The organism is Chryseobacterium sp. II3a (assembly GCF_057815135.1).
In genome coordinates this window covers 24830-49246 of record NZ_JBYPZJ010000001.1, presented here as the reverse complement: position 1 = coordinate 49246, position 24417 = coordinate 24830, and the positions used below count along the sequence as shown (strand labels likewise).

The 24417-nt window shown below is 35.0% G+C and carries 15 protein-coding genes, 1 tRNA gene and 1 pseudogene; 13 read left to right on the top strand and 4 right to left on the bottom strand.

What is annotated here, in order from left to right:
* Together aceA and aceB are read right to left on the bottom strand one after the other, a co-directional pair.
* Entirely contained in the window at positions 1-1281 is a 1281-nt protein-coding gene (aceA, locus tag AC3HD6_RS00175; RefSeq protein WP_488894527.1) for an isocitrate lyase, read from the bottom strand.
* Positions 1282-1357: 76 nt separating this feature from the next.
* The gene (gene aceB, locus AC3HD6_RS00170; protein WP_488894526.1) at positions 1358-2932 is read right to left on the bottom strand and encodes a malate synthase A; all 1575 of its coding nucleotides are present in this window, start codon (positions 2930-2932) and stop codon (positions 1358-1360) included.
* 126 nt (positions 2933-3058) lie between these two features.
* Between aceB and AC3HD6_RS00165 the strand changes: the two genes are divergently transcribed.
* From AC3HD6_RS00165 to AC3HD6_RS00155, 3 genes are all read left to right on the top strand, one after another.
* A complete protein-coding gene (locus AC3HD6_RS00165; RefSeq protein ID WP_488894525.1) occupies positions 3059-4531 on the top strand; it encodes a helix-turn-helix domain-containing protein in 1473 nt (490 codons plus the stop codon).
* Between the two features lie 73 nt (positions 4532-4604).
* Positions 4605-5261 (top strand): ComF family protein, encoded by a 657-nt coding sequence (locus tag AC3HD6_RS00160; protein ID WP_488894524.1) that lies wholly within the window; start codon positions 4605-4607, stop codon positions 5259-5261.
* Between the two features lie 124 nt (positions 5262-5385).
* A complete protein-coding gene (locus AC3HD6_RS00155) occupies positions 5386-6072 on the top strand; it encodes an alpha/beta fold hydrolase (protein ID WP_488894523.1) in 687 nt (228 codons plus the stop codon).
* Positions 6073-6076: 4 nt separating this feature from the next.
* On the opposite strand, the gene upp is transcribed toward AC3HD6_RS00155, so the two are convergent.
* On the bottom strand, positions 6077-6727 hold the full coding sequence (gene upp, locus AC3HD6_RS00150) for a uracil phosphoribosyltransferase (protein ID WP_488894522.1): 651 nt from the start codon (positions 6725-6727) through the stop codon (positions 6077-6079).
* Between the two features lie 139 nt (positions 6728-6866).
* Between upp and AC3HD6_RS00145 the strand changes: the two genes are divergently transcribed.
* Complete coding sequence (locus AC3HD6_RS00145; RefSeq protein WP_488894521.1) at positions 6867-10784, top strand: Pls/PosA family non-ribosomal peptide synthetase; 3918 nt, start codon at positions 6867-6869, stop codon at positions 10782-10784.
* 136 nt (positions 10785-10920) lie between these two features.
* Positions 10921-11403, top strand: coding sequence for a GNAT family N-acetyltransferase (locus AC3HD6_RS00140; protein WP_488894520.1), 483 nt, complete (start codon positions 10921-10923; stop codon positions 11401-11403).
* A 136-nt stretch (positions 11404-11539) separates the two neighbouring features.
* Here AC3HD6_RS00140 and der read toward each other — a convergent pair whose 3' ends face one another.
* Positions 11540-12850: a ribosome biogenesis GTPase Der gene (gene der, locus AC3HD6_RS00135; protein ID WP_488894519.1), complete on the bottom strand. Its 1311-nt coding sequence runs from the start codon at positions 12848-12850 to the stop codon at positions 11540-11542.
* A 258-nt stretch (positions 12851-13108) separates the two neighbouring features.
* Here der and AC3HD6_RS00130 point away from each other — a divergent pair.
* The 8 genes and pseudogenes from AC3HD6_RS00130 (at position 13109) to AC3HD6_RS00095 (ending at position 24358) form a co-directional block, all read left to right on the top strand.
* Positions 13109-13179: transfer RNA gene (locus tag AC3HD6_RS00130), tRNA-Gln, on the top strand.
* A gap of 327 nt (positions 13180-13506) precedes the next feature.
* A complete protein-coding gene (locus AC3HD6_RS00125; protein ID WP_488894518.1) occupies positions 13507-15150 on the top strand; it encodes a T9SS type A sorting domain-containing protein in 1644 nt (547 codons plus the stop codon).
* Entirely contained in the window at positions 15150-18248 is a 3099-nt protein-coding gene (locus AC3HD6_RS00120; protein ID WP_488894517.1) for a hypothetical protein, read from the top strand. The genes AC3HD6_RS00125 and AC3HD6_RS00120 overlap by 1 nt, the downstream gene beginning before the upstream one ends.
* An 11-nt stretch (positions 18249-18259) precedes the next feature.
* On the top strand, positions 18260-18388 hold the full coding sequence (locus tag AC3HD6_RS00115) for a hypothetical protein (protein WP_488894516.1): 129 nt from the start codon (positions 18260-18262) through the stop codon (positions 18386-18388).
* Between the two features lie 18 nt (positions 18389-18406).
* Positions 18407-21823, top strand: a complete 3417-nt coding sequence (locus AC3HD6_RS00110) for a DUF6443 domain-containing protein (protein WP_488894515.1) — start codon at positions 18407-18409, stop codon at positions 21821-21823.
* A 5-nt stretch (positions 21824-21828) separates the two neighbouring features.
* Positions 21829-22389: a hypothetical protein gene (locus AC3HD6_RS00105; protein ID WP_488894514.1), complete on the top strand. Its 561-nt coding sequence runs from the start codon at positions 21829-21831 to the stop codon at positions 22387-22389.
* A gap of 117 nt (positions 22390-22506) precedes the next feature.
* Positions 22507-23046: pseudogene (locus AC3HD6_RS00100) on the top strand (RHS repeat-associated core domain-containing protein); the annotation flags it as partial.
* Positions 23047-23803: 757 nt separating this feature from the next.
* Positions 23804-24358, top strand: coding sequence for a hypothetical protein (locus AC3HD6_RS00095; protein ID WP_488894513.1), 555 nt, complete (start codon positions 23804-23806; stop codon positions 24356-24358).
* The last annotated feature ends 59 nt before the right edge of the window (positions 24359-24417 follow it).

Below are 24417 nucleotides of genomic sequence, written 5' to 3'. Positions count from 1 at the left end.
TTAATGAAACTGTGCTGTTTCTGTAGAATCTTTCATCGCTACGGTAGCTGAAGATCCGTTGGTAACAATATTCTGAACCTCATCGAAATATCCTGTCCCTACAAAAGACTGATGTTTTACTGCTCTGAATCCTTTTTGCTGCAATGCAAACTCACGTTCCTGAAGTTCTGAATAGCCCGCCATTCCTTTCTCTTTATAAGCTAAAGCCAATTCAAACATGGCCGTGTTCAAAGCATGGAATCCTGCTAATGTAATAAACTGGAATTTATATCCCATTTTTGCCAACTCCTCACGGAAGGTAGACATTTCTTCAACACTTAGCTTTGCAGCCCAGTTAAATGAAGGTGAGCAGTTGTAAGCAAGCATTTTTCCCGGAAATTGTGCATGAATACCATCAGCAAATCTTTTTGCCTGTTCCAGATCCGGATTTGAAGTTTCCATCCAGATCAGGTCTGCATAAGGAGCATATGACAACCCTCTGTCTATTCCTTGTTCTACTCCATTTCTTACCACATAAAATCCTTCAGAAGTTCTCTCTCCTGTTACGAATTTTTTATCTCTGTCATCAATATCTGATGTCAATAAGTCTGCAGCGTCAGCATCTGTTCTTGCAATAATAAGGCTTGGAACTCCCAATACATCTGCGGCCAAACGTGCTGCAATTAGTTTATTAACAGCTTCCTGAGTAGGAACCAATACTTTACCTCCCAAATGTCCACATTTTTTTGCTGAAGAAAGCTGATCTTCAAAATGTACACCGGCAGCTCCTGCCTCAATCATCTGCTTCATCAGTTCAAAAGCATTTAAGTTTCCTCCAAAACCGGCCTCTGCATCCGCAATAATTGGAACCAGATATTCTTTATCTCCTGCTCCACTCACGGATTGAACCTGATCTGCTCTTAATAAAGCATTGTTTATTTTTTTCACTACAGAAGGTACAGAATTCGCGGGATACAAAGACTGATCCGGATACATTTCTCCAGATAAGTTAGCATCTGCTGCTACCTGCCAGCCTGAAAGATAAATTGCTTCTAAACCAGCATCCACCTCCTGCACAGCCTGATTACCTGTTAAAGCTCCAAGACCTGCTACATAATCCTGAGTATTGAGTTTTTCCCAGAATTTCTTAGACATTTCTGTGGCAATGGTATATTCTATTTTGTAAGAACCACGAAGTTTTAATACTTCTTCCGCAGTATAAGGTCTTTTTACACCATTCCAACGTGGGTTTGTCAGCCAATCTTGCTCTATAGCCTGGATTTGTTCTTGTCTTGTTTTCATAATATTTGGATTTTGTTTGTTGAGTTTGTGGTTTTTGAGGTTTAGAAACCGAGATTCAGAGCCTCCGATTCTCAAACTAAATAAAAGGGTATGCTTTCAGGGTTAAAAATTCTTCAAAGTTTTCAGAGAATATCAATTCATTGAATAATTCTTTGGCAAGGTTGAATTTCCCATTTTTAAAACGGGCTTCACCTACATATTTTTCAATATTGTCCATTTCTTCAGATTCCCATTGGAGAACCATACTTCTGGTTAATGTTCTGTCATCACTTAATACTGCCTCATTTTTCAGCCATTGCCAGATTTGTGTTCTGGAAATTTCTGCCGTAGCGGCATCTTCCATTAGATTATAAATAGCTGCTGCACCTGTTCCCATCAACCAGCTTTCGAGATAAAGAATCCCTACATTGATATTTTTTCGTACTCCTTTTTCTGTAATGGCTCCTTTCGGAATTTCAAGCAGATCATTTTCCTGTATGTTGTATTCAAGTTTTTTATCGATCTGATTTTTAGAAGGCATGTATTGATCAAAAATACCCTTAGCCACAGAAACCAATGCCGGATGTGCTACCCAGGTTCCGTCATGACCATTTTTCACTTCTCTTTCCTTATCACTTCTTACTTTTTCAAAAGCTGTATTATTGGCCTCATCATCATTTTTTACAGGAATTTGTGCTGCCATTCCGCCCATCGCATGAACATTTCTTTTGTGGCAGCCTTCAATCACCCTTTTTGAATAGGCACTCATAAAAGGAGAGGTCATGGTTACCTGGTCCCTGTCCGGAACAATAAACTCCGGAAGGTTTCTGAATTTTTTAATGTATGAAAAAATGTAATCCCATCTTCCGCAGTTCAATCCAGAACTGTGTTCTTTTAATTCGTATAAAATTTCATCAATCTGGAATGAGGCTGTAATGGTTTCAATTAAAACAGTTGCTTTAATCGTACCCTGTGGAATTTCCAGATATTCCTGAGCAAAGACAAATACTTCATTCCACCATCTGGCTTCTTTATAATGTTCTAATTTTGGCAGATAAAAGTAGGGGCCACTTCCTTTTTCCAATAATTTTTTTGCATTTCTGAAAAAGTAAATCCCAAAATCTGTCAATGATCCCGATGCCTCCTCATCATTAATCTTAATATGTTTTTCAGGAAGATGCAATCCTCTTGGCCTTACCAATAAAACAGCTGTTTTTTCATTAAGCTTATATGCCTTCCCTACTTCGTTGACAAAATCAATAGTTCTGTTAATCGCATCGGAAAGATTAATTTGTCCTTCCATACAATTATCCCATGTCGGCGAGCTGCTGTCCTCAAAATCCGCCATGAAGGTCAAGGCTCCTGAGTTTAGAGCATTGATAATCATTTTACGGTCAACTGGTCCTGTAATTTCCACTCTTCTGTCAAGTAAATCTTGCGGCAGTGGAGCACATACCCAATTTCCATTTCTGATTTCTTCCGTCTCTTTCGGAAATTTCGGAAGATTCCCCTGATCGAATTCTTTCTGAGTTTTTTTCCTTTCTTCTAAAAGCTCTACTCTTTTCTGGTTAAAATTCTGATGAAGTGTTATCAGAAAATCAATCAAATCCGGAGTAAAAATTTCTTCAAACTGCTTCTGAGCCGTAATTTTTAATTGAGTCTTGGTTTCCATAACATGTTGATTTTGTGACTTGATGTTACAAACATAAACAAAAATTTTCACAAATAGCGAACGTTCGCTAAATTTATTTAAAAATTATTATGCGAATAATCGCATCTAATTATTTATATTTGAGTAATGAATTCAGAAAGCGACTATATTAAAACAGTTTTTGGCTTAAAACTGAAACAACTGAGACAAAAGAAAAATTGGTCTCTACAGGATCTTGCAGTAAAAACCGGATTGTCAAAATCTTACCTTAATGAGATTGAAAACGGAAAAAAATACCCAAAGCACGATAAAATCATCCAGCTTTCGGAAGCTTTGAACTGCACTTTCGATGATCTGGTTTCCACAAAACTGGATAAAAGCCTTGCTCCTTTTAATGAAATTCTACAGTCTGATTTCTTCAAAGAGGTTCCCTTGGAATTATTCGGGATCAATAAAAATAACCTTATCAGTATCATCAGTGATGCTCCTAAGAAAGTAACAGCTTTTATTAATGCATTGATAGAAATTTCCCAGAATTATAATCTTGGAAAGGAAAGGTTTTACTTTGCTGTTTTAAGGTCATTTCAGGAATTATATGACAATTATTTCCCGGAAATTGAGGATAAGGTCAGCTTATTCACTGAAGAAAACCATTTTCAGATTGATAAAAATTTAAAGTCAGATATTCTGGAGAACATTCTTACAGAAAATTTCAATTATACAATCCAATCTGAAGATTTTGAAAGCTACGGAACTCTGGACAACCTACGATCTTTGTTTATTCCGGAAAAAAGATTATTGTTATTGAATAAAAAGCTTGAAAAAGATCAGAAAACATTTATCCTGGCCAAGGAAATAGGATTCAATGTTTTGGAATTAAAGGTTCGTCCTACTACTTATTCATGGCTTGATTTCGGAAGTTTTGAGGAAATCCTGAACAACTTTTATGCTTCGTATTTTGCCGGAGCTCTATTAATCTCCAAAGAGCCAGCCATTGAAAAATCTTCTGAATTTTTCCAACAAAACACTTGGGTACCTGAGAACTTTGCCGCCCTTATCAACAGTTTCACCAATTCTCCGGAAACTTTTTATTATCGCCTGACCAATATTCTTTCTGCAGAAATGGGAATTAAAGATCTTTTTTATTTATGCTTAGTAAAAAAGAAAGGATCAGAAAAAATTCAAATCCTAAAGGAACTTCACCTTAACCACCAGCAGGCTCCTCACGCTAATGCTATGAATGAACACTATTGCAGAAGATGGATTGCCGTAAAAAACCTTCATCATTTAAAAGAAAATGAAACACTTACAGATGCCCAGATCTCTCATTACAAAGACCAGGGAATAAGCTATCTGGTTATTTCTACTTCTCAAAAGAATCCTTTTTCTGATGGCAGCAACAGAAGCTATTGTCTGGGAATTTTACTGAATTCACAAACCATCAAAAAAATTGGCTTTATAAAATCACCATCCTTAAAAACCATTAACGTAGGAGTAACCTGCGAATCTTGCAGCATCCCGGATTGCGAAGTAAGACAAGCTCCTCCGGTTCGATTAGAGAAAGAACATTTTAATCTTAGCATGAAAAATGCAATTGAAAAGATAAAAAAAGAATTCTAAGTTTAAAGAAATCAAAGCATTAATACTGGACTGAAGACTCAAAACTATTTCATATCTTAGTAAAAACACACTTATGATATTGGACTTATTCTTTCCTAACCGATGCCTCCATTGTAATAGAATTATTGAGAGTGATCTTCTGATTTGTGATCTATGTTTTAATCAAATTCATTTTACACATTATAATTATTTCGAAAATAACCCCGTAAAAGAAAAGTGCAAACTCCTTTTTCCTGTTGAGAACACTTTTGCTCTCATACAATTTGAAGAAGAAAGTCTAAGCCGGAAAATCATTCATGAACTTAAATACAGAAGCCGGGAAATTACCGGAAAAATCCTGGCCAATTGGACTACCGAGCGATTGGATTTTAAAGATCAAAAACCGGATCTCCTGATAAGTGTTCCTTTGCACCCTAAAAAGCTTAGAGAAAGAGGCTATAATCAGCTTCATCTTTTTACAGAAACGCTTTCAAAATATTACGAAGTCCCATTTGATCATCAATTAATCAAAAGAAATTATTATTCTAAAGCACAAGCGTTAAAGGATAAGCAGCATAGGCTGGAATCCAGGAATACTTTTTCAGTAACCCGGGCTATAACAGGAAAACATATTCTACTCATTGACGATGTTTTCACCACAGGAACTACCGTTTCTTCAATTGCATGGGAGATTTTAAATGCCGGTGATCATAATAAAGTCAGCATATTGGTTATCGCAATGGATGTATAGAAGTGTTCAAGGTTTAATTTTAAACTAATACTTATACCTACCAGTTCTTTACTACTAAAATTTTAGTTTTTTTCCTCGTTTTTGTGTTTTGATTCTTTTGCTTAATTTTCCAAAAAAAACAATCATGCAGAATTTGGTTTTATTACATGGTGCTTTAGGTCATTCTGAAATATTTAATCCTTATTTAGATAGTCTTTCATCTTATTTCACCATTCATACTCCTTTATTTTCTGGTCATGGAGGTAAAGACCTTCCCTCAGACGGAATCAGTATAGAAAAATATGCTCAAGAGTTAACGGAATACTGTGTAGAAAACAATTTAAAAGATGTATTTATTCTGGGGCACAGCATGGGTGGTTATGTTGCTCTTTGCTATGCTATGAAACATCCTGAAAGTGTCAATTCTATTATGACGCTGGGCACCAAATTCGATTGGATTGAAGAACAGGCTATAAAGGAAAGTAAAATGCTTAATCCGGATGTCATTCTTGAGAAAGTTCCACAATATGCTCAACTTCTGGAGAAGCAGCACGGCCCAAAATGGAAACAATTACTTCCGGCTATTGCTGACTTAATGATTGATCTGGGGAAAAATCCTCCATTGAAAAACAATCTTGCCACGATTAATATTCCGGTTCAGATTATGGTAGGAGATAAAGACAATATGGTAACTATTGAGGAAAGCACAGCTGTATACAGGGAACTTCCAAATGCAAAATTGGCCGTACTCCCCGATACAAAGCATCCTGTGGATAAAGTACGACCTAATTTATTATTGAATGTAATAAAAGATTTCTGGAATCTTTCTTAAATCATTATCGTTGAAGCTTTTCTCCGTAGCTTAAATCTCCGGCATCTCCTAATCCTGGTGTGATATAGCCTTTGGATGTTAATTCTTCATCAATAGCTCCTACCCAAATGTGAGCATCAGGATAGGCATTTTGAACAGTTTCCACACCTTGTCTTGAGGCAATAGCTGCTACAATGTGAAGCTGGGTTGGATTCCCATTAGTCAATAAATCTTTGATCGCTTCAATCAGGGAAGCTCCGGTTGCCAACATTGGATCTGCTACAATTAAAGGTCTCCCTTCAATACTTGGGCACGTCAGATAATCCTGTTTGATGGAGAAATAGTCATTGGCATCGTGTTTTCTATACGCTGCTACAAAACCACAATCCGCTCTGTCAAGATAGCTAAGAATTCCTTCAAATAATGGAACACCTGCTCTTAAAATAGTTGTAATCACAGGCTGTACTGCAATTTCTCTGGTTTTAATGGTATCTAAAGGAGTTTGGATTTCAACCTCTCTTACTTCCAGTCCTTTACTGATTTCAAAGGCCGCAATTTCTCCGATTCTTTCCATATTTCTTCGGAATCTCATTCGGTCATGCTGAACCTGAACGTTTCGAAGTTCATTAATCCATTCATTAACAAGGGAAAAATTGTGTGATAAAATAGTAAGCATGAAGATTTAGGTTTTAATTACAGTTAGTAAACATTAATTGCTGCAAAATTACAACTAAAAAACGAATTTGCAGATTGGATATAAATAGAAATGAACTACATTTATATCATTTTCCCAACACATATATATTATTTTTTACATGATGAAAAGTTTGATTTTAGGTAAAATCAATGGAGCATTTATAAAAGATGAAACTCTGCCTGAATTACTGGTTCCCACCTTTGAAAAGTATAAAGATGCCACAGCCTTTATATTTAAAGATAAAAAAATTTCCTACGCTGAATTAGACAGCTGGAGTAATGCAATTGCCATACAGTTGCAAAATCAGGGTGTACAGCCTGGTGACCATGTAGGAGTCTGGTATCCGAGAAGCCTTGAACTTCCTATTGCCATACTTGGCATTTTAAAAGCGGGAGCTTCCTATATTCCTCTGGACAGAGAAATGCCGGAAGACAGAATTAAGAAAGTTTTTACTGATATTAATGTTAAAACTTATTTTTCAGATACAGATGCTCATATCCACTGTCAGCCATTGGCAATTGCTCCTCAGCCACAAGAGATCGTTCCTGAACCTTCTATCCATATTAATCCGGATAACTGGGCATATGTATTATTTACTTCTGGAAGTACAGGAAATCCTAAAGGAATCCCTATTTCCCACCGAAATATATGTCACCTGATCCGTTCTGAGCAGGACTTTATAGAAATAAAAGAAACAGATACTGTTTATCAGGGCTTCTCTGTTTCTTTCGACATGTGGTGCGAAGAGGTATGGATCAGCCTGTTTGCCGGAGCAACCATCTGGATTGCAGATGCTACTACTGTAAAAGCAATTGATGAACTAAGCTATGTTTTAACAGAAAATAAAATCACTGTACTTCATGCAGTTCCTAGTATTTTAGCCATTATTGACGAAGTTCCCACCATCAGATTTATCAACACCGGAGGTGAGGCCTGCACCAAACAGGTTCAGGAAAAATGGGCAAAACCTTACAGAATATTTATCAACAGCTATGGCCCAACAGAAACTACGGTTTCTTCCAATATGGTTAAACTGAACAGCCAGGAAGACCTTACTATTGGTCCTCCCCTTCCCAATTATCATATTGCTGTGGTTGATGAAAATATGAATATTGTTCCCAGAGGAGAACGGGGCGAAATGATTATTTCCGGACCGGGAGTAAGCAATGGGTACTTTAACCTTCCGGAACTTACTGAACAAAAATTTCTTTCCAATCCTTTTCCGGGGCTTCCCGGAGATAAAATCTATAAAACTGGAGATGCAGTCGTCATAAGGGAAGATGGATTTATTGATTTTCAAGGAAGAATAGATGACCAAATTAAACTTCGAGGGTACAGAATTGAACTTGGCGAAATAGAAACCCGCCTGAACCAACTTCAGGATGTTTCTTCTGCTGCTGTAGCGGTAAAAGAAGATTCTAATGGACAAGGGCAACTTGTGGGATATGCTGTAATGAGCAATGATACTTCATTTGATGAAAATGAAATGAGAAAGGAACTGGCCAAATTTCTGGCTCCTTATATGATTCCTATTTCTATTGTTCAACTGAAGGAAATGCCACGGATGCCAAGTGGTAAAATTGATAGAAAAAGACTTCCTTTACCAGAAAGTTTTACCATTCATGAAGATGATGATATTAAGATTGATATTACAGCATCTGTAGAGGAAAGATTATTACAAACACTGAAATGGGTATTTCCAGGAAAAGAAATCAATCTGAATCAGGATTTTTTCACTGATTTAGGGGGGCACTCTTTGCTTGCGGCTACTTTAGTATCACATTTGCGTCAGAAAGCAGGAATTCCGACTGCTTCATTAAAGGAGATTTATGAAAACCGTCCTTTATCGGCTTATTCGGAATGCCTTAAAAATAAACAGTTTCAAAAAACTGCAGATCATGAACCTTTTCACAGGGTTTCAACATTACAGTACATTGCCTGTAATATTGCACAGACTATAAGTTTACTGGTCGTATTTGCACTATTAAGCATTCAGATATTCTTTCCTTATTTAAGCTATTATTATTTTCAGCTTAACGGATATGGATTGCATTATGCTTTATTAAGTGCGTTCTTATTGTATACTTTAATTCCGCCTGTATATTCTCTTATTATTATTTTAACCAAATGGCTGGTGATTGGGAAAATCAAAGAAGGAGATTATCCGCTTTGGGGCTGGTATTATTTCAGATGGTGGTTATGGAAAACCATCAAAAGATTAATGCCGTCCGAATTTATTGTAGAAACACCTTTATATCCAAAATATCTGAAATTACTCGGTGTAAAAGTACATCCGAGTGCTCAGCTGAGTTTATTACCTATTGCTGCTGAAGATCTTGTAACCATTGATGAAAATGTAAACACCAGTTCAGGATGCAGTATTGACAATGCTTCTGTTGAAAATGGGATTTTAAGAATAAGAAAAGTACATATTAAAGCTCATTCCTATCTGGGCTCTTCTGTCATTGTATGTGGAGACACAGTGATTGAAGAGTTTGGAGAACTTCAGGATCTAAGCTACCTGAATGAAGGGAGTAAAATTGGATTTGGTGAAGTATGGAATGGCAGCCCTGCTGAAAAGATAAGGGTAAAAACAGGAGAGGAAACTGAGGTTCCAAAGCTTTCATCAGCTGCCAAAAGGAACAGGTATGCATTATTATATTCGGTTTCATTATTCTTCTTTCCCCTTCTGATCGTTTTACCCTTAGCTCCTACCCTTTATACATTGTATTATCTGGATGATCGCTCCTCTGACTATAGTTTTTACTATCTATGGCAAGCTCCAATACTTTCCACTGTATATATTTTATTGTTTATCGCTGTAATAAGTATTCTCACAAGGATCTTACAATACAAAATGAAACCTGGAATTTACCCAGTATATAGTTTCACTTATTACAGAAAATGGATCAAGGATCAGATTTTTAATCTATCACTTATCATTGTACATCCTCTTTTTGCTTCGATCTATATCAGTAAATTTTACAAAATGATGGGTGCAAAAGTGGGCAAAAATTCAGAAATATCGACAGCCAGTGATGTATCTCATCATCTTTTGGAGATTGGTGAAGGCTCGTTTATTGCGGATGCGGTTATTTTGGGAGAACATGATGTAAGAAATGAAAAATTAATTTTATCCAAAACAAAGATTGGAAATAACAGTTTTGTAGGAAATAGCGGACTTATTCCGCAAGGATATGAATTGGGAGATAATATGCTCATTGGTGTATTAAGCAAAGCACCTTCCGAAGAACAACTCAAAAATTCTTCTGAAAGAGATTGGTTTGGATCACCACCCATAGGTCTTCCTTCAAGGCAGAAATCGGATGTTTTTCAGGATAACCTTACCTACAATCCGCCTTTCCGTCTAAAACTGGCAAGGGCAATTGTAGAAGGAATCAGAATTATTCTTCCACAAACTATAGTCATTATTTGCAGTGTATTGTTTATTGCCTATACAAGTACTTATCTGGAAGGAAGAATTCACTATCTTTTATTGTTTGCTCCATTTTATTATCTGGGAATTGTTGCCTTACCCTCCTTTTTCTTTACTGTATTATTAAAATGGATATTCATAGGGAAATACAAAAAAACCGAAATGCCTATGTACAGTCTGAAAGTATGGCTGAGCGAGGGAATTACCACAATCTACGAAGCTCTTCCGGTACTGTTCTTCCTGGATTTTCTTCGTGGCACATGGTGGCTTCCTTTCTTCATGCGTTTTTTGGGAGTGAAAATCGGGAAAAAAGTATGGCTTAATACAACTGATATTACAGAGTTTGATATGGTATCCATAGGCGATGAATCTATGCTGAATGAAGACTGTGGACCTCAAACCCACCTTTTTGAAGACCGGATCATGAAAGTAGGAGGTGTAAAAATTGGAAGCCAGACAACCATCAATTCTAGAACCATAATTTTATATGATACTGAAATTGGAAATAATGTTAGTATTGATCCTCTTTCCCTGGTGATGAAAGGAGAAATTCTTTCTGATAACACTTCATGGTGTGGAAGCCCATTGAGAGGAAAATAATTAAGCAGGAAGCCAGAGGATGGAAGATGAAAGTTATCTTAGACCTTAGAATTTATATTTATCATTTTATTGACCTTTAAAGACAACAACTTTATTCTTCCTGTTTCCAATCTCTATAAAAAAACAAAACACCATTATGAATTATTCTATCAAAAAAATTAAAATCAAGGACAACTTATCTATTGTAGATGAACTGGTAGGTGAGCTTCATATTTCTGAAAAAGAGATGAATAATAATACTGCCGACTGGAACCAGATCCGGGACAATTACCTCAGGTTTATGACCGAATGTGAGGAAGAGAATGATGGCACTTTTCTCATTGCAGAAACTAACGGAAAGGCTATAGGATTTCTATTCGGATATATTGATGAAAAAGATAACAGTAATTTTGAACTGGGAAATGGTGATGACCTTTATGTTTCCGAGGGATATGTAAAAAAAGAATACAGAAACCAAGGGGTTTATTCTTCTCTGAATAAAACATTTGAAGAAACATATTCTGACTATAAAATCCGGAAAATTTACCGTTTTACTCTTTGCAACAATGATACTATGCAACGCTGGCTGACATCGCAAGGCTATCGGCCAGTAAGACTGGTTTATGAAAAATGGCTATAAAAGTGGGAAGCCTGAAGAGGGAGACTTAATATTCTCCTCTCTGACAAGGATATTCTGGTTATTTACACATAAGAATCTGTTTAAAATAAAAAATCTGGTAAGTTTCCTTACCAGATTTTTTAAAAACATTATTCTTTTATTTTTGTCTGAAATACACTTCAATTGGAACTCCGGTAAACCCGAATTGTTTTCTCAACTGGTTTTCAGTAAATCTTTTATAGGGTTCCTTCACATACTGCGGCAGGTTACAGAAGAACACAAACTGTGGTGATGGTGTAGGAAGCTGAACGCAATATTTGATCTTAATATATTTTCCTTTCAATGCCGGTGGTGGTGTATTTTCGAAAATAGGAAGCATTACTTCGTTCAGTTTTGAAGTTTTGATCTTCTTTTTACGATCATCATACACCTGCATTGCTACTTCTACTGCTTTTAAGATTCTCTGCTTCGTTAATGCAGAAACAAATAGAATCGGAATATCCTGGAACTGACCAATTTTATCTTTGATTGATTTTTCGAAATCACGCATCGTATTGGTTTCTTTGTCTTCGATCAAGTCCCATTTATTGACAAGGATGACGATTCCTTTTCTGTTTTTCTGTGCCAATCCAAAGATATTCATATCCTGAGATTCCCAACCCTGAGTAGCATCTACCATGATGATAACCACATCAGAATATTCAATAGAACGGATAGATCTCATTACGGAATAGAATTCCAAGTCTTCATTTACTTTAGACTTTCTTCTCATCCCGGCTGTATCTACCAATACAAATTCATGTCCGAATTTATTGTATAAGGTTTGGATACTGTCTCTTGTAGTTCCTGCAATATCTGTTACGATGTTTCTTTCAACATCCAATAAAGCATTGGTCATTGTAGACTTTCCTACGTTCGGACGACCAGCGATCGTGATTTTAGGCAATCCTTCAAAAGGATCTTTATATTCTGTTGTTGGGAAATCTTTAACGATATCATCCAATAGATCTCCAGTTCCTGAACCTGTAGCAGAAGAAAGCGTATAGTATTTATCAATTCCTAATTGATAAAATTCTGTTGCAGGAAGTTCTTCTTTTGATGAATCTACTTTGTTGATTACAATATAAATTGGCTTATTCGATCTTCTAAGCAATCTATAAATTTCGTGGTCAGTATCAGTAAGTCCTTCTTCCACATTCATCATAAAGATAATAGAAGTTGCTTCATCTACTGCCAATTGTACCTGCTTACGGATTTCTTCTTCAAAGATATCATCCGTACCTACATCATACCCTCCGGTATCAATTACTGTAAAGTCTACTCCATTCCAATCAGATTTCCCGTAGTGACGGTCTCTGGTTACACCGGCTGTAGAATCTACAATAGCCTCTCTTCTCTCTAATAAACGGTTAAAAAGCGTGGATTTTCCTACGTTGGGACGTCCAACGATTGCGACAATATTTGACATAAAAAATGTTTAATACTCCTTTTGCTGCGCTAAGGATAAGTTATTAATGGGTTACTCCAACTTTTGGAGCCCAATTTTTTTGCAAAGATAAGATTTTATTATTTAGTATTAAAAGTCCTCCTTATTTCGAAAAAATTTCGTGAAAAATAATTATTTGGATATCAATGGATAAGCCCTTTATCACGTTATTATGTTAATAAATTTTTAATTTGAAGTTTTGTAATCCAAATAATTTTTCTAATTTTGCCACATCAAAACAGACCCATGGTGTAGCGGTAACACTACTGATTTTGGTTCAGTCATCTGGGGTTCGAATCCCTGTGGGTCTACATTGAGCACAAGCAATCTTCTGATGATCGGAAGATTGCTTTTTTTATTTTACTACTGTTACTCAAAATCATTTGATTATATTCTTAATCCTACTCATTCATACTCTATCTTTTTGCATATTCTCATTTCTACCGGATAGTTTTTAGGCATATATTCTCTAATCTACATCATAACGATTTAAGAGATTTTCTTAGTAATCAAATTTAAGTTTAACTCCACTCAATGTGATAAAACTCATATTAATTCACCTGACAATGAGCGTTAAAAAATGTTAATAAACATTAATTTCGTGCAATTTTAAAACTACTATTAATAAACAACAGGGAATGAAAAAACTTTATCTCAGTATATGGACTTTATCTGCAATTTCAGGGGTAGCAGCCCAGGAAGTTCTCTGGCAAAAAGATATCCAATCCTCTACCCAGGATTTTCTAAGTCAGGTGACGACAACAATCGATCAGCAATATCTTATTACAGGAAGCTCTATACAGTCAAGAAACGGGAAGCTGGAGGCTGGAAGTAAGCAGAATAATGGCTATGATTTCCATTTGGTGAAACTAAATCAACAGGGAGAACAGGCCTGGGAAAAGTATTTCTCAGGAAATAATCATGATTATCTTTCTGCCACGGTATCTACCCAGGATGGCGGGTTTCTGGTAGCCGGAACTTCATATTCTGGGAAAGGTCTGGATAAAAAAGATGACTCCAAAGGCGGCTCAGACATCTGGCTGATCAGGATCAATGAATTCGGAGATGAATTATGGCAGAAAACGTTGGGAACCTCTTCTGATGAAGAAGCCAGGGTAGTTATTCAAAGTACAGACCTAGGCTTTTTTATAGCTGGAAATGTACAAAACTCATCCAAAGGCTATGGTTCTAAAGATGTCTGGATCACAAGACTCGACAAAGACGGAAAAGAACTCTCTCAATTGATTTTAGGCGGAAAAGGTCTGGATGAAGTGGAAAAGATGATTCCAACAAAAGATGGCGGAGCTTTACTAGGAATTTATTCAAGAAGTTCCGAGGTGCGCGATACGGGTTCAGGGGTTAGAACCCGTGAAGAGAAGTCTTTAGGTGAAAGATCTGTTCGTTCAACAGCCATTAGCCAAATGCCAAAAGCCAGCATCAATTTTGGTGAAGGCGACTACTGGATCGTTAAACTGGACAAAAACGGAAAAGTAGAATGGGAAAAGAACTTTGGAGGGAAAGGAGATGATCATGTCAGAACCCTGGCTCTAACGTCAAACGGCTATATCATTGGTGGTGAATCTCGATCCGAAAGATCAGGAAACAAAACCGTCGGGATTGAAGAAGGAACAGACCTTTGGCTGATTGCATTGAACGAAAGAGGTGATGAGCAGTGGCAGAAATCCTACAATTTCAAAAACCGTGATATTCTGATGGGAATGAGTGTGATCCAGAGTCAAGAGCCGAGAGCCAAGAATCAAGACATCACCAAAGGAATTTTATTAGGGGGCTATACCCAAGCTGAGGGAAGAATAGAAAAAGATGATGAGACCTTCTGGATGTTATATCTGGATGCAAATGGCAATGAGCAGTGGAGAAAACATGTAACAGGAGAATCCAGACAGAAAGAAGAGCGGCTTTCAGACCTGAAATTAAACAGAGACGGTTCTATTATTTTAGCTGGAACCAGTGCCAAAGAACTGGGGAAAGAAAACTGGAAAATTGTAAAGCTGGGTTACAAGCAGGTGAATGATTTGATTGAAAAATATGATATCAAGATCTACCCGAATCCGGTATCAGACTATGCCTATGTAGAAATCGGCTTTGATTTTACAGAAGCTGATATTATGCTGTATGATATGAGCGGACGACAGCTTCAGAGTTTAAAAACCAAGAACAGAGTGACTAAGATTGATACCCAGGCTTTGATACAGGGAGCATATTTAGTGACTATAAAAACAGATAATAACAAAACAGCGAATGCAAAGCTGATTAAGAAATAATGAAAAGACTATTAATTTTAATTATATTTTTGATTTTCACAAAAAATTTTTGTCAATCAAGCTCAACCCCTTCATACACTCCTACATTTCCTAAAACTCCAGCAGCAACTGAAATGGAAAGATTCGGAAATATTCCAGTGAATTTATTTACAGGGGGCATAGATTTACAAATTCCGATATTTTCTAGTGAGAAAAACAATGTTAGTTTAAGTTACAACTCATCTGGTTTTATTCCAAGTAAAAAAAGTAATTATGTTGGATATAATTGGAGCTTAAATTATGGAGGAGCTATTACCCGGGAAGTCCGAGGGATAGCTGATGATTTTATTTCAGATGGTAATTTTAATGGTTTTTTATACACAGTAAAGAATAATCCAATCAGCAATTCAAGTGCTTACAATAACGGATATAATTATCACCTTAATAATAATTATATTAATATTAACGGAAGGTTTAGCGAGTTAAGAGCCGATAAGTTTAATTTTAATTTTTTTGGAATAAGTGGTTATTTCTACATAGGTAATAACGGAAAACCCGTTGTATCTTCCAGTACACCTAATCTCATTGTAAATATAGATAATTTTTCATATCAGGATAATTTCTACTGTGACCCTAACCCATCAGGATTCAGTATTGTAGATGGACAAGGTAATGAATATTATTTTGGTGATAATACAAATAATGTAGAGATCTCTTATTCTTTGGGACATCATTTAAGCCCTACACAACCATCAGGAGTTCTTCCAGAAGCACGTGCTAATTATATGATTTCAGGATGGTATCTGTATAAGGTGAAATTTGCAAATGGAGAATTCTTGAATATCAATTATAAATCCCGACCATTATATTTTGATGCCAGTAATTTTTGTACAACTAATAATAATTATCTTCCAATAAAAAACAATTTTGGACTTTCTGGATCTGCGAGCAATACTCAGCCATATTATGAGTTATATTTGAACGCTAATCAAAAAAACAGTACTGAAACAACTATTTATAATGGTGGATCAGGATTTCCATTTTATCAAGAAGCTCCTCATTATAGTATTGAAGTAGTAAAAAAAGTATTTCCAGAAAGTATAGAGGTACCTGATAAATTTTTCATAAAATTCACATACAAAACCCAACAGGCAAATGTTACTGAGAATTTCGATGCTTATCTCTTAGAGACCATTGAGATTAAAAATAAATCTCTGAGTACTTTTAATGTTGATAAATTTGAGTTTAAATATAACACATCAAATAAAGATTATTATTTTTTAACTGAAATAATCAAAAATACAGATCAAAAACATTTCTTTAATTATAATTTAGAAACAGTATTACCAAAATTCAATACTTTTGGAACTGATTACTGGGGATTCTGGAATGGAGCCAATGCAACTCAAAATGCTTTAATCCCTAATTATCAATTGAATTTTTCTACTGGTGATATATCAATTACAGGAACAAGCCGTACTTCTAATAGTTCTTTGTTTGATGTAGCTTTATTAAACAAGGTGACTTATCCTACTGGTGGATATAGTTCATTTGAGTATGAGCCTAACAATTATTCTCAAAAAGTTACAAAAAGTAGTTCCACGAATTTCATAAAGCAACTTGTACCCCATAATGATATTACCGGTGGAGCAAGAATAAAGAAAATTTCTTCATCTGATGGTAATAACACTATAACTAAAGAGTATAAATATATCAAAGATTTTTCATCAAGTAATATTAATGGACCATCAACAGGCATACTTTATAATGATTATAGAATGGTAAATTTTTTAGATTTAAATGCTGGAAGTTCGAACTCAAGAACAATATCTGAAGAGGCTACTAATATTAATACTACTTCAATGAGTTCATATCATATAGGCTATTCTGAAGTTTCTGAGCTTGAGAATAATGAACTCAAGAAAAAATATTTTTTTAGTGATTATGCATCCAATCCTGACTCTCTTGTTTATAGCCAAGGACAACAGGTTCGTTATCAGGATGTAAATGTTAGTCCCACCAATTATCAGCAAAGGTATTTTTTAAGATATCTTGACAATAAAGATAATGAAAGAGGAAAACTGATCCGAGAAGTATTTTATAAAGACGGAAACAATATTGTACAGGAAAATCTCAATATTTATTCATCTCTTAAATCACATAAATTACTAATTAACAATTATGTAACCCTTATAGAAACCGCTGTTGCATGGAGAATGTTCTATAAGTTTTATGGATTGCCATATGTCTTAAAAAAATCTATTACAAAGAAATATCTAGGAAACTCTATTTTAGAAGAAAAATCAACAAATTATTTTGAAGGCAATTTACATCTCAATCTTACAAAAGTAGTTAAAGAATATCCGGATAACACAGAGTTTAAAACAACATACCTATATCCTGAAGATTTGAGACACGGCAATCAGCCACAACAAAATTATCCACCTTATTTTTCTCTACCTTATATGATAGGAAAAAATATGGTAGGAGTCCCTATGGTTACTAGTAACTATAAAAATAATATTTTCCACAACAGAACGCAAACAGTTTATGAACACAACCCAAATAACAATCTGGACTTACCTAAAAGGAGCTTGTATTATACTGAAGATGCTATGGTAGCAGCACCACTCAACAATGGATTTGGTGTTACAATGGTTCCTTCTGCATCTGAGCGTTTTAACGAGGTTGTTTATGATCAATACGATTCTAAAGGAAATCTTTTGCAATATACCACAAAAGATGGTGTTTCAACGGTTATCATCTGGGGCTACAATAAGACACAGCCGATCGCTAAAATTGAAAATGCAAAACTGGAAAATATTAGCCAGTCTTTAATAGATGGGATCATTAATGCCTCTAATCTGGATACTACCGCTGAAAGAAATAATGATGAAACCAATTTGTTAAACGCTCTTAACAATTTCAGAAGTAATCTTTCTAATTACCAAATTACAACCTATACATACGATCCTTTAGTTGGAGTACGAAGCGTTACTCCACCATCCGGAATCAGGGAAGTTTATATGTATGATACTGCAGGCAGACTTAAAGAAGTCAGAGAGCAAAGTAATACAGGAAAACTATTAAAAGAATTTAAATATAACTATAAACAATGATAACTCAAATTATGAAAAAAATAATATTCACTACAGAAACTTTAACCATTCCACTATATATATCAGTAGATGTTGTTCATACAGTATCTGAATCCCTATTAGTAGATGCTTATGATTCTCATTTCAATACAAAGAACTAATCTGCTAATTATAGAATAATGCATAAGAAAATATATATAAGCATTGGGTTGCTATGGAGTCTTCATCATTTTGGACAGATTGTTTTAACAACCCCTCCTGCTCCTAATACAGAAGTGGCAGATCCTATAAGTATCCGCATGCTTCCGGGCTTCAAATTCAGTTCTGTTAATGGAACTTTTCGAGCATACATTGGAGGTTCTCCGTCGGAGAATAGTGATACCTATACTCCCATCATAGTAGATTATTCATCCAATAATATTCCAGGTACCGAAAATTATATTTATACCAGACAGTATTTAGTGCCTACTACTGTTTCAGACGGATCTCTTCAACAAATACAAAATATTCAGTTTTTTGATGGGTTGGGAAGACCTAAACAGGCTGTCAGTATAAAATCTACCTCTAGCGGAAAAGATTTGGTAACTCATATTCCTTATGACGGATTTGGAAGACAGGTCGATAGCTGGCTTCCTGTTCCTATGGCCTCGTTAAATGGAAATATCCAGACCGGAGTAGAAAATAGTGCCAATAGTTATTATCAATCTAATGATATTAATGATTCCTATCCTTTTGCTCATAAAACCCTGGAAAACTCTCTGCTTGATAGAGTTTTAAATCAGAATAGCCCTGGTAATGACTGGAAAAACAAGCCTGTTACTTTTGGATATGAAGCCAATGCACAAGGTGAAGTTAAAAAATATACAACTGTCACTACATGGCCAGACGGAGCTACTTCCTCCGAACTAAGCTTATCTGGCACCTATGGAGAAGCACAGTTGTATAAAAATACAGTAACCGATGAAGACCATAATAAAACCATAGAATTTAAAAATGGTAAAGGACAGACTCTGTTGGTAAGAAAAGTAATCAGCTCCTCAGAAAATGCAGATACTTATTATGTCTATAATGAATACGATCAACTGGCATTTGTTATTCCGCCTTTAGCCTCTGTGGCATCAGCCATTTCTGCTACAGTGAAAGAAGATCTTTGCTACCAGTACAGATATGATGGGAAAAGCAGACTTGTAGAAAAGAAACTTCCTGGCAAAGGTTGGGAAAAAATGGTATATGATAAATCAGATAGGCTGATTCTAACTCAGGATGCTAATCTCAAAGATCAGAACAAATGGATCATTACCAAGTATGATAAGTTGGGAAGAGTGGCCTATACGGGATTTTTAACAGGTGGTGACAGAGCAGGCAGGCAGAATCAGATTAAAGATCTGGTGATCACTGAAGATAGAAGTACAACAGGATTTGCCCGAAATGGCATCACTGTGTACTATACTGATAGTGCCTTTGTTGGAGAAGTACCAACCATTTTGAGTGTTAATTATTATGATACTTATCCACAGGAAGCACCAGTAGTAACTACGGTTTTAAATCAGGAAGTATTACCACAGACACAGAGCTCAGATCTAAGTACTAAAAGCCTTCCAACAGCCAGCTATACTAAAAATATTGAAAATGACAGCTGGACGAAATTATACACCTATTATGATAAGAGAGGACGGGTAATTGCTACCCATTCTTTGAATCATTTGGGCGGATACACCAAGACTGAAAGTTTTCTGAAATTCTCAGGAGTACCGGATTACACCCTTATTGAGCATAAAAGAACAGCCAATGATCCGAATATCAACATTAAAGAAACCTTTGAATATGATCATCAGGAAAGATTGGTAAGACATTGGAATCAGGTGAATGGCGGAGCTCAGGAGCTTCTTGCCGAAAACCTTTATAATGACCTTGGGCAATTGCGAGTTAAAAATGTAGGAAATACTACAGGTAGTCCGCTGCAGAGTGTCAAGTATGCCTACAATATAAGAGGTTGGATGACTAAACTTAATGATCCTTCTAATTTGCAGAATAAACTTTTTGCTTACGAACTTCGTTATAGTAACCCCAACAATCAGTATTCAGGTTCTGCAAGATATAATGGAAACATTTCCCAGATGTCCTGGATAACTCAAAATGATGCTGTATTGAGAAATTATTCTTATGAATACGATGCCCTTAACCGCCTTAAAGAAGGTCATTTCTGGGATGCCATGAATCTGGATAGAGGAGAATACAACGAACAGCTTACCTATGATTTTAATGGAAATATTAAAACACTTTTAAGAAGAGGAAAGCAACTTCCTGGCTATACAGCACCAGAAGTAATGGATCATTTGGAATACCATTATGAGAATGGGGAACAAAGCAATAAGCTATACTACCTTAAAGAAATCGGAACCGGAAATGCCCTAAGCGGCTATCCATTAGCGTCAGGAAGTACCGGAAGTACGATTACCTATGATGCAAATGGAAATATGACTACTCAATTGGATAAGGGAATTTCTTCCATTCAGTATAATTATCTAAATTTACCTGGAAAGATTATCCAAAATTCCAAAGTAACCGATTATATTTACAGAGCCGATGGAGTGAAGGTAAGAAAGGTTTTTGGAACGGAAACAACTGATTATCTGGATGGCTTCCAGTATACTAATTCGGTATTAAAGTTCTTCCCAACAGCAGAAGGCTATTTTAATGTTGAAACCGGAAAATATGTTTACAATTATACTGATCATCTCGGGAATACCAGATTAAGTTATTCTAAAAATGGCTTAGGAGCAGAGATCATTGAGGAAAATAATTACTATCCATTTGGATTAAAACATGAGGGATATAATACGTTGTTGGGAAATTCTTCATATCAGTATAAGTTCCAAGGTCAAGAGTTACAAGATACAGGTTTTTATTCATTTAAGTGGAGGAATTACATGCCTGATGTGGGAAGGTTCTTTAATATTGATCCTCTTTCTGAAAAATATTCTTATCAATCACATTACAATTTCTCAGAAAATGCCGTAGTTGCACACAGAGAACTAGAAGGTCTTGAAAAAGTATTTTTCCAAAATGTTTTATTTAAAGATGAAAGATTTCAAAAAGCTTATCAGGCAGAAAGACAGACTACCGGCGGAAAAGAATTTTCAAAGGCAGTAAGTTCACAAAATAAAATCAACGTTCTCTATACTAATTTTTCTAGTACGAATGCGACAGGTATTGCACCATTAATAGATAATAAGAAAAATTTTTCTGAAATTTCTAAAACCTTTAAGATTGGCGTAAGTGTAAAAGAATATGACAAAATCTCAGAAAATGGCACAAAAAAAATACAACTTATAGGTATTAGTTTTGGAAATAAAAGTGCACCTGCTTTTGATGTTGCAGCAACTATAAATCATGAAGAAGTAGCCCATGGTACAGACGCAATTAAAAAAAATGAAGAACAATCTAATGCTTCAGGACATAAAAGTTATTATGGTGAGTACAGAGAAACATCTCCAGAGGACAAAGATGTTTTAACAGATAAAAAATATGAAGGAACAAAAGCAAATACCAATCTAAAAGAATTAGAACAGATTCTTGAAAAACCTAAAAATTGAAAACTATGAAAGTGAATATAATAATTTTATGTAATTTTTGGTTATTTTTCTTAAGTTGTAAAGAAAAACAAGATATAATAGATAATTCTTTTTCTAAAAAATTTAACGTTGACAAGACAAATCTTGTAATTAATTCCAATAATGAGGAAAACCAGACCTTTATTACTGGAGAATTCAAATATTTTTCCAATAATTATTCTATTAAAAATCCAATTTACATTAAGGATAGTATTTATTATTATGATAAAAATAAAATCTTATTTGATTTTAGTTCTAAAAAAGAATCAGGTTTCTTTACTATAAATGATTCCTTGCATTTAAAAGTTTCATTTTTTAACGATATAATTTCAGATCAAAATAAATTTCGACTGTTTAAAATTGACAACGTGGAAAATTATCACACATTAAACTTAACAAAAGTTTATATTGCAAATTATAAGTACGGCATAGTGGGTGAATTTATAGTTACAAAAGAAAATAATGAGTGGTTGATAACCAATATTATTGGTTATTTTCCTAATAATAATTTGTTTCTTTCAAAATTTAAAAAAGTTAAATTAGAATGATATGATTAAATTTATTATAAGAATTAGGAGACTATAATAAGTTCCCCCGCTTCGCAAAGTTTATAACTTTGCGGTAATAATAAAACCCTCACATTTTGCGAGGGTTTTTGCTACCCTTCTATCCAATATAATTTTCTAAATTTACCTGGAAAGGTTACCCAAAACTCCAAAGTAACGGATTATCTTTACAGAGCAGATGGAGTGAAGGTAAGAAAGGTTTTTGGAACGGAAACAACCGATTATCTGGATGGCTTCCAGTATACCAATTCAATATTAAAGTTCTTCCCAACAGCAGAAGGCTATTTTAATGTTGAGACAGGAAAATATGTTTATAACTATACCGACCATCTTGGAAATACCAGATTAAGTTATTCTAAAAATGGATTAGGAATAGAGATCATTGAGGAAAATAATTACTATCCGTTTGGATTAAAGCATGAAGGGTACAATACGCTGTTGGGAAATTCTGCTTATCAGTATAAGTACAACGGAAAGGAACTGCAAGAGACAGGTATGTATGATTACGGGGCGAGATTCTATATGCCGGATATTGGAAGATGGGGTGTTGTGGATCCGTTAGCTGAAACCTCCAGAAGATGGTCGCCTTACACTTATGCTTTTAATAATCCTATACGCTTCATTGATCCTGATGGGAGATCTGGAAAAGATTGGTATCAAAATAATTTAACTCAAAACATTGAATGGCATGATGGTAGCACTGAATTAGATGGCTATACTAACTTAACAGCTATAAATAATACAAGAGTGCTTGGTGTTGAAAATGGACAAACAGTTCAGGAATTTAATTTAAACTCTGATGGTTCTTTTACGGCAGATGGGCAATTGTTTAATAATGGCGAGTCTGCTAGCACATTAATAGGTACTACAATTACAAGTAAACCAGGTTTTGATCTTGCAAAATGGTTATCATATTTAGGTAATGAAGGCGGAGATTTTTATGCAAATCTTGGAGGGGCAGCTCCTCAGGAATATAGCAATCCTTTCTTTAGAGGCGATATAGATAAAATAGTTGATGCAGGAGGCTATTTTGGAGGAATGGTTAACAGTTTAAGTAGAGGAAATGACTGGAAAGATCTTATGGCTTACAGAGTGGATCTCATGGCATTAGGAGATTTGGCATTTTCGGCTGCGGGATCAACAAAAAGTACTTCAAATGCTGTAGCAGCAAATTCCGATACACTTAGTTTTTATGGCTCTCAAGCGGTTGGTCTTAATATCTATAGAGGATCTGGAGACAGAATAACCGGTGTTGGTGTCAAAACTCAGGATGTTTATAAAACTAATATGTCAAGAAGTCAAAAAGATTCAATGATAAATCGAGTTAATGCTTATGGAGCTATATATGATAAAAAATCGGATTCTGTATTAAGAAGAATAATGAAATCAAGATAATATGAGAACTAAAATAATTTGCATACTCACCTTATTCATTATTTTTTCTTGTAAAAAAGATGAAACCAAGAGTTTTAAAGAAGAATTAACTCAATCTATTCAGAAAAAAATCACACAAGAACTTAAACAAGATGATTCTACTTTAGAATCCATTCAGCTTATAAAATTTGATACTTTAAAAGAATGGCAAGAAGCTGACTTTGTATCTAACTATTCTACTCAAAGATTGATAATATTAAATAAACAACAACAACAATTAATAAAAGAACTTGAAAATGTTAAAACGATAAAGGATTTTGAGTCAAATGAATTAAAATATAAAAAAGTAAAAGATAGTATAAACCACGAAATAAAAATTATAAAAAGTGTGGAGTATTTGAAATCCAAAAATATTAAAACAGGTAATTATCAGGCAATTTTTCTTTTGAAGGTTCATGATAAGAAATCCAATACAGTTAAAAATGATTCGTTATTTATGTTTGCAAATGAAAAAAAAGTAATCTTCACATCAACACAATTTATTGAACAGTGTATTAAGAAATTCAAAAAAGACTGATGCCTCTACTCAGGATAAATAATAAAAACCACTGCATTCACAGTGGTTTTTATTTTGCA